Source organism: Stenotrophomonas mexicanensis, assembly GCF_032911605.1.
GTDB classification, from domain to species: domain Bacteria; phylum Pseudomonadota; class Gammaproteobacteria; order Xanthomonadales; family Xanthomonadaceae; genus Stenotrophomonas; species Stenotrophomonas maltophilia_A.
The window spans coordinates 12,220-28,920 of the sequence record NZ_JAWJTG010000012.1; the positions used below are offsets into that span (position 1 = coordinate 12,220).

At 63.8% G+C, this 16,701-nt stretch carries 6 protein-coding genes; 4 read left to right on the forward strand and 2 right to left on the reverse strand.

Going from position 1 to position 16,701, the window contains the following annotated elements; translation table 11 throughout:
- Positions 1-34 precede the first annotated feature (34 nt).
- A complete protein-coding gene (locus R1L06_RS07330; RefSeq protein ID WP_317217311.1) occupies positions 35-10,936 on the forward strand; it encodes an autotransporter-associated beta strand repeat-containing protein in 10,902 nt (3,633 codons plus the stop codon).
- A 57-nt stretch (positions 10,937-10,993) separates the two neighbouring features.
- Here R1L06_RS07330 and R1L06_RS07335 read toward each other — a convergent pair whose 3' ends face one another.
- Entirely contained in the window at positions 10,994-11,437 is a 444-nt protein-coding gene (locus R1L06_RS07335) for a GNAT family N-acetyltransferase (protein ID WP_182267333.1), read from the reverse strand.
- A 75-nt stretch (positions 11,438-11,512) separates the two neighbouring features.
- Positions 11,513-12,619: a DUF3667 domain-containing protein gene (locus tag R1L06_RS07340; protein WP_182267334.1), complete on the reverse strand. Its 1,107-nt coding sequence runs from the start codon at positions 12,617-12,619 to the stop codon at positions 11,513-11,515.
- A 960-nt stretch (positions 12,620-13,579) separates the two neighbouring features.
- On the opposite strand from R1L06_RS07340, the gene R1L06_RS07345 reads away from it, so the two are divergent.
- The 3 genes from R1L06_RS07345 to R1L06_RS07355 all read left to right on the forward strand — a co-directional run bounded on the left by R1L06_RS07345 (position 13,580) and on the right by R1L06_RS07355 (position 16,000).
- On the forward strand, positions 13,580-14,380 hold the full coding sequence (locus R1L06_RS07345) for a Fic family protein (RefSeq protein ID WP_317217312.1): 801 nt from the start codon (positions 13,580-13,582) through the stop codon (positions 14,378-14,380).
- Positions 14,381-14,603: 223 nt separating this feature from the next.
- Entirely contained in the window at positions 14,604-15,296 is a 693-nt protein-coding gene (locus tag R1L06_RS07350) for a hypothetical protein (RefSeq protein WP_152593485.1), read from the forward strand.
- Between the two features lie 365 nt (positions 15,297-15,661).
- Positions 15,662-16,000, forward strand: a complete 339-nt coding sequence (locus R1L06_RS07355; RefSeq protein WP_152593484.1) for a hypothetical protein — start codon at positions 15,662-15,664, stop codon at positions 15,998-16,000.
- The last annotated feature ends 701 nt before the right edge of the window (positions 16,001-16,701 follow it).

A 16,701-nucleotide genomic window follows, 5' to 3' on the forward strand; every position in this document is an offset into this window, starting at 1 on the left:
CAGTGCCATCCGGTCTTTTCATGGAGATTTACCGATGAACCGCATTTACCGTCTGGTTTTCAATCGTGCCCTCGGCGTAATGCAGGTTGCTTCGGAGGTCGCCCAGAATCCCGGGGGAAGCGCGGTCTGCGCAGGGCGGGTGCCGCGATTGAGGGCGCACCAGTTGGCGGTGGCATTGGCTGCCACGCTGGCCAGTGGTTCGGTATTCGCGGCGTGCACTACCGCAGGCACCACGGTGACCTGCGCGACTGGCTCCAATACCAATTCGCTGGCCAACAGCATCAATGGCGTGACGCTGGATATCCAGACCGGCGCTGTGCTCAGCGTGCCGCCGATCGTTGGCGGAAGTGCCGTGAATTTGAGCGGTAACGGCATCACCGTGAACAACCAGGGCACGATCGATCCCACCCTCAACGGTGGCCTGAGCCTGGCGGCGTCGGGCATGGTGCTGGGTAACAACACCGTCGGTGGAAACACCATCAACGTCAACAACCAGGCGGGCGGGGCGATCAAAGGCCTGGTCAATATCGGCTCCATTCTCGGTTTCGGTGGACAGGCGCTGGTGATGCAGAACGCTTCCGGCGGTGTCAGCAACATCATCAACGCCGGCAATGTGGACATGTCGATCCTTGGCGCAGGCCTGTTGACCACGGCCGATGCGGCATCGATCGTCAGCTACGGTGGTGCGCAGACCAATCTCAACAACACCGGCACCATTACCGGCCGCATAGGGTTCCAAGGCTCGGCCACGGCGGGGGCCGGCAATACCTTCCTCAATGCGGGAACCATCAACGGCAGCGTGAACCTGGGTAGTTCGGTCACCGGCAACACCTTCACCGCCGTGTCTGGTTCCAGCGTCAATACCGCCGGTATCGGCGTCGCTGGACAGGTCGGCGTGCTTGCGGTGAATCTGGCCGCGGCCGGCATCGTCGACGGTGGTTCGGCGTCCAACAACAGCCTGGTGCTGCAGAACAGCCCAACCGGCCCGGGCAGCGGTACCGGTGGGGCGGTGACCACGCTGGGCTGGAACCAGTACATCAACTTCCAGAGGCTCACCGTCAACAGCGGTACCTGGAACCTGCAGGGTGCGTGGGCTGGCGCAGGTACGACCACGCTCAATGATGGTCTGATCAATTTCAACAATGCCGGTTCCTTCGGCACAGGGCTGTTCACCGCCAGCGGCGGTGCCATCGCCTCCTCCACGGCCGGTCTGAACCTGGCCAACGCATTCAGCCTCGGTGGCAATCTGTCTCTGTCCGGAACCAATGCATTCGGTCTGGGCGGAGTGCTTTCAGGCGCTGGTGGGCTGACGGTCAACAACACCGGCATCGTCACCCTGGGCGGTGCGAACCTGTTCAGCGGTGGCGTCAACCTCAATGCCGGCGGCTTGGTGCTCGGCAATGCCGGCGCACTCGGCAGCGGCAGTCTGACCGTCGGTGGCAACGCTTCGCTGGATACCTCGGCCAACTTCAATCTGGGCAACAACCTCGTCATCAACGGTGGCGGCACGCTCAACCTGCTGGGCAGCAACGCGCTGGGCCTGAATGGTTCGATCTCCGGCGCTGGCGACCTGGTCAAGGCGGGTCCGGGTACCCTCACCTTGAATGGTGCCAACCTGCTTACGGGCTCCTTCGCGGTCACCGGTGGTGCGCTGGCATTGGGCGCCGGTGGCAGTCTGTCGCCGACAAGTGCGATCTCGCTGAGCGCAGGTACCAACCTCGATCTCTCGGTTGCGGCCAGCCAGACCATCGGCTCACTCGCCGGATCCGGTGCGCTCAACCTTGGCGCGCGCAGCCTCACGTTGGGTGGCTTGAACACCAGCACCAGCTTCTCCGGCGTCATCGGCGGTGTCGGCGGCGCGCTGGTCAAGGTCGGCACGGGTACCCAGACCCTGTCGGGCGCCAATACCTTCACAGGTGGCGTCACGCTCAACGGCGGTGGCCTGCTGCTGGGCAATGCAGGCGCGCTGGGTACTGGAACACTTAGTGTTGGCGGCAACGTGTCTCTCGATGGCACCGGGGCGCTCGCTCTCACCAACGCGGTCAATCTGGGCGCGGGCAGCATCCTCAATCTGTCCGGGAACCAGGCATTGACCTTCAACGGCGTGATCGGTGGCTCCGGCAGCCTGGTCAAGAACGGCGCGGCCACCCTGACCCTCAACAACGCCAACACGTTTGGTGGAGGGCTGTCGCTCACGGCTGGAGGACTGGTGCTCGGCAACGGCGGTGCGCTGGGAACCGGCGCATTGAATGTCGGTGGCGCGGTGACGCTTGATGCCAGCTCGGCACTGACCGTGGGCAACGGCATCAACCTGGGGGTGGGTGGTTCGCTCAACGTGCTGGGCTCCAACGCGCTGACGCTGGGCGGCGTGATCGGTGGTACCGGCAGCCTGGTCAAGAACGGCGCCTCCACGCTTACGCTGGGTGGGGCCAACGCATTCACCGGCGGTCTGAACGTGAACGCAGGAAAGGTGGCACTGGCCAGTGGCGGCAGTCTGGCGGCCACCGGGGCGGTGAGCCTGGCGGGGGCCGGCGCCGAACTGGACATCTCGCTCGGCGGCAACCAGACCATCGGTGCGCTGTCCGGTGCGGCAGGCAGCATCCTCTCGCTGGGCGGCAGCACGCTCACCTTCGGTGATGCCACCAACCAGACATTCGGCGGCGTGATCGGCGGTACCGGTGGCCTGGTCAAGCAGGGAACGGGCACGCAGACGCTCAGCGGCGCCAATACCTTCAGTGGTGGCCTGAACCTGGCGGCCGGTGGCCTGTTGCTGGGCAACGGCAGTGCACTCGGTACCGGCGCATTGACGGTCAGCGGCAATGGCTTGCTCGACGCAACCGCAGCACTGAATCTGGGCAATGCCATCAACCTTGGCGCGGTGCTGACCCTGCCGGGCAGCCAGAACCTCACCCTGGGCGGCAACATCACCGGCACCGGCAGCCTGACCAAGAACGGTGCCTCGCTGCTGACCTTGAACGGTACCAATGCATTCAGCGGCGGCCTGAACCTCAATGCCGGCAGCCTGCTGCTGGGCAACAGCGGTGCACTCGGGACGGGCGCATTGAGCGTGGGTGGCAATGCATCGCTCGATGGCAGCACGGCGTTGAACCTGGTCAACAATGTCACTCTGGGTAGTGGGGCTGCGCTGTCGCTGCCGGGTTCGCAGGCGATCACGCTTGGCGGGGTGGTTTCCGGAGCCGGTGGCCTGATCAAGAACGGCGCCAGCACGCTCACGCTCAACGGCGCCAACAACTTCGCCGGTGGGCTGACGCTCAACGGCGGTGGCCTGATGCTGGGCAACGCTGGCGCACTGGGAACCGGGCTGCTTGCCGTGGGCGCGAACGCGACCCTGGGCAGTACGGTGGCATTGAACCTGGGCAATGCCATCGATCTCGATGCCGGTGCGCAGCTGAGCCTGACCAGCAATGAGAATGTTGCTCTGGGCGGACTGATTACCGGCACCGGTGGCCTGATCAAGACCGGCACTGGCGTGCTGTCGTTGAACAACAGCAACACCTTCAGTGGTGGTCTGACGCTGAATGCGGGCGGTCTGTCGGTCGGCGCCAACGGTGCGTTGGGTACCGGTGCACTGAACATCGGCGGCAATGTTTCTCTGGATGCGAGCGCCCCGGTTTCGCTGGTCAATGCAGTGAACCTGGGCGCCAATACGCTGACCCTGCCGGGCAGCAGCAATCTCACTCTGAGCGGTGTGGTGAGTGGTGCCGGTGGCCTGATCAAGGACGGCGCCTCGACGCTGACCTTGTCCGGTGCCAATACCTTCCTCGGTGGCGCCACGGTCAACGCAGGTACGCTGGCACTCGGCGCGGGTGGCAGTCTTGCCGCCATCGGTGCGGTGGACCTCGCCGGTGCCGGCGCGACGCTGGACATCTCCGCAGCGGGTGCCGGGCAGACCATTGGCGCGTTGAACGGCGTGGCAGGCGGCCATGTGGCATTGGGCACGCAGACCCTTACTTTCGGTGGCGCCAGCAATGGCAGCTTTGCCGGTGTCATCGATGGCAGCGGTGGGCTGATCAAGGTCGGTGCTGGCGTGCAGACGCTGTCCGGTGCCAATACCTTCAGTGGCGGTGTCGCGCTTGATGCCGGTGGCCTGATCCTCGGGAATTCGGGGGCGCTGGGCACGGGCACGCTGGGCATCGGCGGCAACGTCAGCCTGGACGGAACGACGGCACTGAATCTGGCCAACGCCGTGAACTTCGGTGGGGGTACGCAGCTGACGCTGGGCGGCAGCAGCGATCTCACCCTTGCAGGCGTGGTGGCCGGCAGCGGCAGCCTGATCAAGAACGGTGCAGGCCTGCTGGCGCTCAACAACACCAATACCTTCGGTGGCGGCCTGACCTTGAACGGTGGTGGCCTGGTGGTCGGCGCGAACGGCGCACTCGGTTCCGGCACGCTGGCGGTGAATGCCAGCACCACGCTGGATGCGGGTGCTGCAGCGACGCTCGGCAATGCGGTCACGCTGGGCTCGGGTGTCGCACTGACATTGCCGGGCAGCAATGCGCTGACGCTGTCGGGTGTGATCGATGGCAACGGCAGCCTGATCAAGAACGGTGCCACCACGCTGACGCTGTCCGGTGCCAACACCTATACCGGCGGTACCACCATCAACGCCGGTACGCTGGCACTGGGAACAGGTGGCAGCCTTGCCGCGGCGGGTGATGTCACGCTGGGCGCAGGCGCTGGCTTCGATATCTCCGGTGCCGGCAGCAGCCAGACCATCGGCGCGCTCAACGGTGCGGGCGGAAGCACGCTGGCGCTGGGCGGAAACTCATTGACGTTCGGAACCGCCAGCAACGCTGCGTTCGATGGCGTGATCAGTGGCGGCGGCGGCCTGGTGAAAGTGGGTGCAGGCGTGCAGACGTTGTCCGGTGCCAACACGTTTGGCGGCGGCGTGACGCTCAACGCAGGCGGGCTGGTGCTCGGCAATGACGCGGCGCTGGGCACCGGTGGGTTGACCGTCGGTGGTGCCGCCACGCTGGACACCACCGGCCTGGCAGCACTGACCAACAACATCGCGCTCAACGCAGGCCTGACCGTACTGGGCACCAATGCGCTGACGCTCAACGGGGTGATTTCCGGTACCGGCAGCCTGACCAAGGATGGTGGCGCAACGCTGACCTTGAACGGTATCAACTCCTATACCGGTGGTACCAACATCAACGCCGGCACACTGGCGCTGGGTGCCGGTGCAAGCCTGGCGGCGAGCGGGACCGTGAACCTCGCCACCGGCGCGACGCTGGATCTGTCGGCCGGCAGTGGCACGCAGGTGTTCGGCACCCTGGTCGGCAACGGTACGGTCAACCTGGGCGCCAATTCGATCGAAGTCGGCGGGGCGACCAATGGCACCTTCAGTGGCTCGATCGCAGGTACGGGTAGCCTGACCAAGGTCGGTGCGGGCATCGAGACGTTGACCGGTGCCAACACCTACACCGGCGGCACCTTCATCAATGCCGGCACACTGGCGATCGGTCCGGGCGGCAGCCTGGCGGCCACCGGTGCAGTGACACTTACCGCAGCGGGAACCGGCTTCGACATCTCGACGTCCGGTGCCAGCCAGACCATTGGTTCGTTGGCCGGGGTGACCGGCTCCACGGTCACTCTGGGCGCGCAGTCGCTGATCCTCGGCGGCAACGGCAACAGCGTGTTCGACGGCGCGATTTCCGGCACCGGTGGCCTGGTCAAGAACGGCACCGGCATCCTCACGCTGGGCGGCGCCAACCTGTTCAACGGCGGCCTGGCGCTCAACGGCGGTGGCCTGGTGGTCGGCAACAGCGCCGCGCTCGGCAGCGGTGCGCTGACGGTGGGGGCCAGCGCTACGCTGGATGCTTCGACCGCGGCCAACCTGGCCAACAACATCACGCTGGCATCAGGTGCCAACCTCAACCTGCTGGGCAGCAATGCACTGACCCTGGGCGGCATGGTTTCCGGTACCGGTGGGCTGATCAAGAATGGTGCGGCCACCGTGACCCTGACCGGTGCGAACACCTACACCGGAGGCACCACCATCAACAGCGGCACGCTGGCGATCGGCGCCGGCGGCAGCCTGGCGTCGACCGGCGCGGTGAACCTGGCAGGTACCGGTACCCTCGATATCTCTGCGGGCAACCAGAGCATCGGTTCGCTGGCCGGCGTGGCCGGCAGCACGGTGGCACTCGGTGGCAGCGCGCTGACCCTGGGTGGCACGGTAGACAGCACGTTCAACGGTGCGATCACCGGCAATGGTGGCCTCGTCAAGAACGGCGCAGGCGTGCAGACCCTCAACGGCGCCAGCACCTTCAGTGGCGGTGTAACGCTCAATGCCGGTGGCCTGGTGGTCGGCAACAATGCTGCGCTGGGCACCGGGGCGGTAACGGTGGGGGGCAACGGTACGCTCGATTCGAACACTGCGGTGACGTTGGCCAACAACTTCGTCCTCAACGCCGGGCTGACCGTACTCGGCAGCAACAACCTCACCCTCAACGGCAGCCTGAGTGGCACCGGCTCGCTGACCAAGGAGGGTGCGGCAACGCTGACCTTGAACGGTGTCAATACCTATACCGGTGGCACCTTCATCAATGCCGGTACGTTGGCATTGGGTGCCGGCGCGAGCTTGAATGCCAGTGGCATCGTCAACCTGGCCAGTGGTGCGACCTTCGATCTGTCGGCGGGCAGCGGCACGCAGCAGTTCGGTACCCTGATCGGCAACGGCACGGTGAACCTGGGCGGCAACACCTTGACCATTGGTGGTCCCGTCAATGGCACGTTCAGTGGTTCGGTGGGGGGTACCGGTGGGCTGATCAAGGAAGGCACCGGCACCCAGACCCTGACCGGTGCCAATACCTTCACTGGTGGCACCACCATCAATGCGGGCACGCTGGCGATTGGCGCCGGAGGAAGCCTGGCAGCGAATGGCGCGGTGACACTGGCCAACGCCGGAACAGCGTTCGATATTTCTGCCGGTGGTGCGCAGAGCATCGGATCACTGGCCGGTGTTACCGGCAGTACGGTCGCGCTCGGCGGCAGCACGCTGACCCTCAATGGCGTGGGAAACACGACCTTCGCTGGTGACATTACCGGTACCGGTGGCCTGGTGAAGAATGGTGCAGGCATCCAGGGCCTGACCGGCAGCAATACCTTCAGCGGTGGCGTGGCACTCAACGCCGGTGGCCTTGCCTTGGGTAACAACAATGCACTGGGAACCGGCACGCTGACCGTGGGCGGCAATGCCAGCCTGGACGGCACCAGCGCGCTGACGCTGGCCAATACCGTGCAGCTGGCCGGCGGCACGCTGACCCTTGCCGGCAGCAACGCGCTGACCTTGAACGGCCCGATCAGCGGCGCTGGCGGTCTGCTCAAGGATGGCGCAGCAACGGTCACCCTAGGCGGTGCCAGCACCTACACCGGTAACACCACCATCAACAGCGGCACGCTGGCGGTGGCGGCCGGTGGCACCCTGTCGGGTGCGAGCACGGTCAATCTGACCGGTGCCGGTACGCTGGACATCAGTGCCGGTGGCAACCAGAGCATTGGTGGCCTAGCCGGTGTAGCCGGATCCAGCGTGGTGCTGGGTGGTGCGACCCTGACCACCGGCGGCAACAACGGCAGCACCACCTTCGGCGGTGTGCTCAGTGGCACCGGCGGCCTGGTGCAGAGCGGCACCGGCACGCTGACCCTGAGCGGTGACAATGTCTATACCGGCGGTACCACCATCAATGGTGGCAGCTCGCTGCAGATCGGCAACGGCGGCAGCTCCGGTTCGGTGCTGGGCGACATCACCAACAACGGCAGCCTGGTCTACAACCTGGGCACCATCGCAACCGTAGGCGGTGTGGTCAGCGGTAGCGGTGGCCTGACCCAGGCTGGCAGCGGAACGCTGGTGCTGACCGGCAACAACACCTACACCGGCGGTACCACCATCAATGCAGGCGGCACGCTGCAGGTCGGCAATGGCGGTGCGACCGGCGCGATCGTCGGCGACATCACCAACAACGGCGCGCTGGTGTCCAACGTGGCGGGCAACACCACGCTGGGCGGCACCATCAGCGGCAGTGGTGGCCTGACCCAGGCCGGCGCTGGCACACTGGTGCTGACCGGCAACAACACCTACACCGGCGGTACCACCATCAATGCCGGTGGCACGCTGCAGGTCGGCAATGGCGGTGCGACCGGTGCGATCACCGGCAACGTCGCCAACAACGGCAGCCTGGTGTTCGACGTGGCGGGCAATACCACGGTCGGTGGCGCGATCAGTGGCAGTGGTGGCCTGACCCAGGTCGGTGCCGGCGTGCTGACGCTGGTCGGCAACAACACCTATACCGGCGGTACCATCATCAATACCGGTGGCACGCTGCAGGTGGGCAATGGTGGAGCGACCGGTTCGATCGCTGGCGACATCACCAACAATGGTTCGCTGATCTCCAACGTCGCTGGCAACACCCTGCTGGGAGGCACCATCAGTGGTGCGGGTGGCCTGACCCAGGCGGGCAGTGGCTCGCTGGTGCTGACCGGTACCAACACCTACACCGGCGGTACCACCATCAATGCCGGCGGCACGCTGCAGCTGGGCAACGGTGGTGCGACCGGCTCGATCGTCGGCGACATCACCAACAACGGCACGCTTGCGTCCAACGTCGCGGGCAACACCACGCTGGGCGGCACCATCAGCGGCAGCGGTGGCCTGACCCAGGCCGGCAGTGGCACGCTGACCGTGACCGGCAACAACACCTACACCGGCCCGACCACCATCACTGCCGGTGGAACCCTGCAGGTGGGCGATGGCGGCGCGACCGGTGCGATTGGCGGCAGCGTCACCAACAACGGCAGCCTGATCTTCAACGTGGGTGGCAACACCACCGTCGGCGGCGCCATCAGCGGCAGCGGTGGCCTGACCCAGGCCGGCAGCGGCACGCTGATCCTGGGCGGCAACAACACCTATACCGGCGACACCACCATCAACACCGGCGGCACGCTGCAGGTCGGCAACGGCGGCGCGAGCGGATCGATTGCCGGCAACGTCAGCAACAACGGCAGCCTGGTGTTCAACGTCGGTGGCAACACCACCGTCGGTGGCACCATCAGCGGCAGCGGTGGCCTGACCCAGGCCGGTGCTGGCACCATCACCCTGACCGGCAACAACACCTACACCGGCGGCACCACCATCAACGCCGGTGGCACCGTGCAGGTTGGCAATGGCGGCGCCAGTGGCTCGATCACCGGCAACATCACCAACAACGGTGGGCTGATCATCAACACCGGTGGCAGCACCACGCTGGGCGGCAGCATCAGCGGAGGTGGCAGCATCGTGCAGGCCGGCCCGGGTGGGTTGAATCTCGGCGGCAACAGTGGTGGTTTCAGCGGCACCGGCCAGGTCACCGGCGGTGGCCTGAATGTCACCGGCAACATCGGCGGCCAGTGGACCATCGGCAGCGGCACCACGCTGTCCGGCACCGGCACCATCGGGGGTACCGGTGGTGGCGTGACGGTATCCAGTGGCGGCGTGCTGTCGCCGGGTAATGGCCCAGGCAATGGCAGCGCTGCGGGCAATGGCACCGGCACGATCACGGTGGGTGGCAACCTGACCTTGTCGCCGGGCAGCACGCTGGGCATCGATCTGGGTGCCACCGGCAGCGACACGGTGCAGGTGGGTGGCAGTGCCAACGTGGGTGGCAGCAGCGTGCAGGTGAATACCATCTCGCCGAGCACCAGCTACCAGCAGGGCCAGCAGTACACCGTGGTCAATGCGGGCGGTGGCGTGAGCGGGCAGTTCGCTTCGGCGAAGACGCCGTCGGCCTTCCTGACCATCACCCCGGTCTACACGGCGAACACGGCCAATCTGCAGATCGATGTGGCGCAGACCGCAGCCTTCACCACGGCGGCGAAGACGCGCAACCAGTACAACACCGCTGCGGCGCTGGACAGCCTGCCGCAGAGTGGCTCGGCACTGGGGCTGTACAACACGGTGTTGATCTATGACGCCGCCACCGCGCGCAGCGCATTCGACCAGCTGTCCGGTGAAGTGCATGCCGCCAGTCGCGCTGTGCTGCTGTATGACAACTATCTGGAAGAAGGCATCCGCCAGCGCCTGGGCAGCGAGCTGCCGACGGTGCGTGGCGAGCGCGCGTCGGCCTGGCTGGCCGGCAGCGGCAAGGTGTTCAGGCAGGATGGTGATGGCAACGGCGACGACATCCGCTCCAACCGCAATGCGCTGATGGCCGGCGTGGACTGGCAGCTGGGCGAGCACGTGGTGCTGGGTGCAGCGGCCGGCAACGAACGGCTGGATACGCGCCTGTACGATCGCAGCTCGCGCGCCCGCCTGCGTGGCAACACCTTCGGCCTGTATGCGCAGGGCCAGTGGAACAACGGCTTTGCGGTCGGTGGCAGCGTGTCGCGCGGCGACTACCGCACGCGTACGACGCGTGAAGTGCCGCTGCTGGGCCAGACCCTGTACAGCCGCCAGGACTCGGATGTGACCATCGCGCAGGTGGAGGGCAGTTGGACCTGGACCCACGGCAGGACCCAGCTGCAGCCGTACGTGCAGTTCACCAAGCACTGGGTCGACAGTGATCGCGCGGTGGAGCAGGGCGGCACTGCTGCGCTGGAGCTGGAAGGCGGCAAGGACACGCTCAATGTCAGCACCGTGGGCGTGCGGGGCCGCTGGGACGTGGGCAGCGGCGAGCGATTCCCGGCACAGCTGACGGTCGGCCTCGGCTGGCAGCATGCTTCGGGTGACACCGACGTGGCCAGCCGCAACCGCTTCGCGGTCGGCGGCAATGCGTTCGATGTGTACAGCGCGGTGATGGCACGCAATGCGTTGGTCAGTCAGGTCGGCGTGGCGGTTGGGCTCGGCCGCAACAGCCAGCTGTCGATGTTCGTGCAGGGCCAGCACGGCGACGGTCGCCGCGATGTCGGCGGGCAGATCAACCTGCGCGTGGGCTTCTGAGGCGAGCGGGCCAGCGGTAGAACCACGGCGGGCGTGGATGGGACCGGGGCGGGAGCGCTAGAGCTCCCGCTCCATTTCCACAGCGTCGATCCCGGCGCCGTGGCCATCGGGCACCACACGTGTCACCTGGAAGCCCAGGCCGGCGTAGAAGCCCTGGGTGTGCTGGCTGGTGCTGAGCGTGACGCGATTGATCGAGGGATCCGCTTCGGCCTGGCGCAGGCGCGCCAGCGCCAGTTCGCGTCCCAATCCATGCCGGTGCAGCGCGTGCTGCACCATGCCCCAGCAGAAACCGGCACTGCCATCACCGCGTCGCGACAGGCCGCCACAGGCCACGATGCGGTGGTCGCGCTCGATCACCTGGAAGGCGCAGTCCATGGCCTGCTCACGCAGGAAGCGTTCAAAGTCGCTGCGCTCTTCGGGCGCGAAGTAGGTGGGCACGTTGCTGTCGAAAATCGACAGGCAGGCGCTGGCATCTGCGGGTCGGTAGAGGCGGAGGTTCATGGGCCCACGATAGACGATCGTCAGTAGATCCACGCTACACGTGGATTCATGGGCCGGATGCCGTGCGTGTATCCCTCAGGCCGAGATTCCCGCCAGCACCGCATACATCACCACGAAGCTCACCAGGAACAGGTAGACGCCGCCGATGGCAAGGTAGCGCAACACGGTCAGCGCCTTGTTGCCGCCATACACGCGTTGCTGCATCCACAGCAGATAGACCGGGACCGCCAGCCACAGCAGGGCATACAGCCATTGGCTGGCGGCGGCGAAGGCGGGGGATGCGAGCGCGCTGCTGATGCCGGCGATGAGGAAGGTTGCCAGCAGCACCATCATCAGCCAGCAGTGGCTGTACAGCGCCACCACCAGATGTTCCAGATACCCCATCTGCCGTGGCACGTAGGCGATGCGCAGTACCAGCGCGAACACCGGCATCAGGAAGAACAGGGCACCGGGCAATGCGGTCAGGATCGCCTGCATGTACAGATCGGTCTTGCCCCCCATGCGCTGGATGTTGGCGTTGCCGTTGTGCAGGCGCTTGTTGAGCCAGTTGTTGGCGAACCGGGGCCAGCCGGCCACCACGATGGGGTTGGTGTCAGCGTCCCACGGTTTGCCGTTGACGGTGTGGTTGAAGAAGGTGCCGGGCTCGGTCGTGGCGACCTCCTTGCTGGTGCCGGTGAGCTCGGCTTTACGCTGTGCGGCTGCCGCATTCACCGCCGCTCTGGCCATGGCGAAGCCGGCGTTGCCGGTAGCAGGTGAGCTGGCCTGCTGTTGATCGATCATCGTCAGCTGTTTCGCGCGTGCGGCCTCGACCTGTTCAACGGTGATGGACTTGGCATACAGCGAATCGCCTCCGCCCATGCGGATGTCGTCGACGTGCACGAACAGTTTGCCGATGAAGAACGTAAACAGGGTGAGGATGACGAACAGCCGCAAAGGCTGCACGTATCCGACCCGGCGGCCCTTGAGGTAGTTCTGCGTGATGCGGCCGGGAACCCAGAGATCGCGCAGCGTGCGGAAGATGCGCCCGTCCAGGTGCCAGAAGGATTCGAACACTTCTTCGATGGCATGGCCCACGTGCTTGAGCGGGTTGTGCGCCGATTGCCCGCAGCGATGGCAGTAGTGGCCCTGCAGGGCGGTGTTGCAGTTCTCGCAGTCGGCGTGAGCGCTGTCGGTCGAACTCATGGGCAATGGGCCAAGCGTCGGATGAAGGCGTCTACGATAGCGAATTTTCAGGTTTCGTTCAGCTTTGTTTTGGAGTGCCAACGAGCGTGCGTAAGGCGATCAAAAGCATCCACGCGTGGCGTGGATCTACTGATGGATCTGGAGGAACAAGTCCCTCTGTTGAGGGGCTGCCCCGACAGGGGCGGGGAGAGGCAGGCGAAGGGAGGGGCCCAATGGTTGCACAGCAACGTTTGGGGCGAAGCGCGCGCAGCGCACTTCGCGTCCCGCGCCAGATAACTGAAAAAGGCCACCCCTTGAGGCAGCCTTTTTCAGTTATCTGGCGGAGAGGGGGGATCCAGTTGAGTCGGATCCAACCCCTTGAACCGCTTGGCATTCACAAACCGGGAGTGCCCTGTTTTGTGCCCGGCGCATTGTAGGACTATCCAAGCATGCACGGATAGCTCCGGGGCTCCTCCGTGTGCCTTTAGAGAATGCCGCCTGGATCGCCGAGGGCTGGTCGCGGGATAGCTACTCCAATTGGTCCTACCCGCTGGACCCGACTGCTCAATGAGCCATCTCAGGGCCTCCTAGTGGCTAACCACTTCACTGCGAACAACGGGCACCCGGCGAGGGGAGAGGATCTTCTCCCAATCACCGGGGGTGATCATGCCACTTCTACGTTAGTACGTATCGGGACGACTCATAAGCGCCGCCCAAGCTCTCAATTCGCTATCGGGGACATGAAGAATGCCGTCGGCTGTTGAAATCCATCCGGGCTGCCTATTCACACCGCTGCCGTTGATCAAGGAAGCGGCCGATCCCCGCATATGGGAAGACCATGGAGTCGTTGTCTCCAGTCCCCAGCCACTGTCAGGACACTCATTTTCCTCAGTGACGCACACTGACTGGCGGATGGACATGAAAGCGGCTCGGGCACTGCTGCTGATTACAGCCCGATTCAATCGTGTCCACAGAGTCCACGTGGCTGAGAGCTATTCACTTTCACCCAGTGCCAAGGACGGAATCATTCAAAGCATCCGACCGCTGGCAACTAGCGATGTTCAGGATTGGAGGAGTTTTCTGGAGCAGATGGCTCAGTGCTCCGGAATTGCACCGTTCCAACTTCGCTCAGATCGCTCCTGGGTCGGGGCAGCATCGCCCTTAGAGGCAAGTCTTGTTTGCCCCGCAATGGCAAGAGTGCCGCAACAGATGGCGGATCTAGTGTCATTCCTCGCAGATCATCTCGACAACCCCAATGAGGAGATTGACGAAGCCGCGGCATTTCAGTTCTTGACGATCCATCCGTTGCATGACGGCAACGGCAGAGTGGCCCGAACCCTCTTGATCAAAATGGCCTCCAGGAAACGTAGCTTGTATCCGCTTTACATTGCGTGGCGGCTCATGTTCGACAAAATTGGCCTAACTAGATCATGGCGGGAGCGATCCATGGACGGTGGAACCTTATTCGATGTGAACCACTACATCCAATGGCGTCATACCAGCTCTAACATCGGGAAAGCCTATCTCGATGCAGAAGCGGCAGGGTGCGATACCCGCGTTCTGGATTGTCTAGCAGCCTTCGGACAGATTTCCCCAGCCGGCATCTGTGCACTCAACAGCACGGTAAATCATGGGCTTTCCGCAAAAATAGTTTCCAAACACGAGGACTGTCGCCACATCAAGTTCTATAGCGAAACGCTTCGCACCCTTCTCCGGAAGATCTGCAAGGACAGTGCTTCGGGAGAAAATTGCCCTCCTCAATCGATAAATGCACAAGGATGAATTGAGAAAAATGCGACACGTGCACCGCTCAAAAAACTCGACAACTCGGGGCTCGGATCTGAGTGCCGCAATACGGCATAGCATCAGATTGACCTTGGTAGTTGCAGGATGCTTCTTTGCCGTTCAGCCCGGCTTCGCAGACACCTCGACGGACAGGGGCACTACCAATCTTCCTCCGGTGGACGCAACCCCTCCTCCCTACGTTCCTCCATACACTCCTCCGATGGAACCGCCGGCTCGCCCGCCTGACCTAGGATATGATCCCGGCGATTCAAGTGGTGGGGGCGGTGGCGGGGCTGGTAGTGACCAGCAACAATCTTGTGAATTCCTGCTTGCCACTCGTCCCGCCGCATGCCCTAATCCTATTCCCATGCCAACGGATCCGCTGTTTGGGGATGATCGAATACCCGCGGGACAACGCTCTTCCATGCGGATGGCTCATTCGTTCGTCAATGGCAAGGCCTATTGGGAAGGAACGCCGATCCAGATGGATTCCCTAGCCATCTGGTTCCTTCAAGTAGCTTTGCAGGAACAGGTCAACAGTTTCGCCTCAGGCGCCAGCCTTGTGGAGACCAATGCTCGCATGCGGATTCAGCTTGGTTTGACATGTGACATTCAGCTCGATGCGTCGAGTCAGTATCGCGTCGGGGGAACGCTGACCAAGCCGGAACAGTATTGTATCGAGATGCTGAAAGCATTCGATGCTGAGGCCAACGACAATCAGAATTTCATGATTTGGTTCATTGAACATCAACGAAAGGTTGGCGTACCCCTCGAAAACTACGTTCCGTATGGGATCGTCGAGCTCGTTGACACGCGAAACTCTATCGGCGAGAAATGGCGTGCAGTGACGGAAGACGCATCCTGCTCAAAATGGTGGACACAGGTCCAGAAAAACATGTGCGGGGTAAAGTAATGCACGCGAGATCGATTCTGTTTACGGCCATTTTGGCAGTCATCGCCACGGCTTGTTCAGAACAACCCGCCCCAGACAAGGGCGCAGTGGCACCGGCGGCAGAAGGCGCCGAGTCGTCCCACTCTGTTCCGGGACAGACACCACGCGCTACCACGTCCCAGCACTCGACGGGTGGTGAATCCCATAGCTTTGACGCGGCCGTGGTTGCGCAGCGCTTGTGCACTGGAGACTGCCGTGACGCCGGCCCTCTGCAAGCAAGATCGCAAGAAGAGGCTGAATGGCTAATTCGGCATCAATATCCTTCGCAGGCTGAACTCGAGCGGCTTCGATCAGAGTCGCTGGATGTATTGCAGCAAAAGGCGTCAGTGGGCGACTCCACCGCAGCCGCGGTGCTGGGAAAACGGATTGCCTTGGAGAAGAACTTCATGGACGGCCAAGTCATGCTCCGAAATCAGGTGCTATCGGGCAACTTCTATGCGCTTTACGCGATCTCAGAGTCGTATCGCGAATCGAAAGTGCCAAACGCGGTAGATGGTGCAGCATATCTCCGTCTGGCTTACATCATGGGCGACCACAAAGCAGCGACCGAGATTGCGAAGATGGGTCTCAGCTCTGCGGAGCTGGCGGCTGCCGACAGGAGAGCGTCTTTGCTCTACAAGGGATTCGCAGGAGACCAGGTGCCTGATCCGCGCCCACAAGGGTAGTCGTATATGGTGCAGCAGGGTGCCCTCTTAAGGGCACCCTGACTTCGCAGGCATGGGCAATAATGCAGTGCTGGTCGATGTAAGCCATCGACCAGCGCGCCAGAGCTCTCCGCATTGTTCCCTTCTTCTTCCCTTGCTTGGCGGCATTGGCTGCTTTTCGCTTTTTCTTCATGGTTCGGCGCAAGCTTCGCCGCTCGTGTCGTAACCAGCGGCTTTCAGGAGTTTGTCGGCGGCGCGTGCCGCTGCTAGGACGTTTGCCCACCCCTAGTGCATAACGAGTTTTCGCCGTTGCGCAAGCCCGGCGGCGCAGGAGCGCCGCCATTACCGTTTTGCCGAGAGGGGGCCGAGCGGCAGCGAGGCCAGTCGATTTGCTAGTGCTCGGTCACCGTCCCGTCTGCCGCCTTGGTCCGGTTCAAGATCAACTGCTGTAGCGGGTCGCCATCGGTCAGGTGCTTGGAAGCGCGCCGATGTCCTCTTCCTTGATTCCCATGCGTTGCTCTCTCAGCGCCTCGAAAGCCCGAGCATAGCGCGCCGTCAGTTGCAGGGCGCAGCTGGGCCACGGCCAGCTCGGTCTTGCGCAGTCGGCGTTTGAAGACGCGATGGCCTGGAGATCGGCGGGACCCGTTGCCGGAACGATCAGAGCCCAGAGGGCGCGCGAACAAGATGGTGTGGGATGTGCATCGTCAGATGTGTCCCGATTC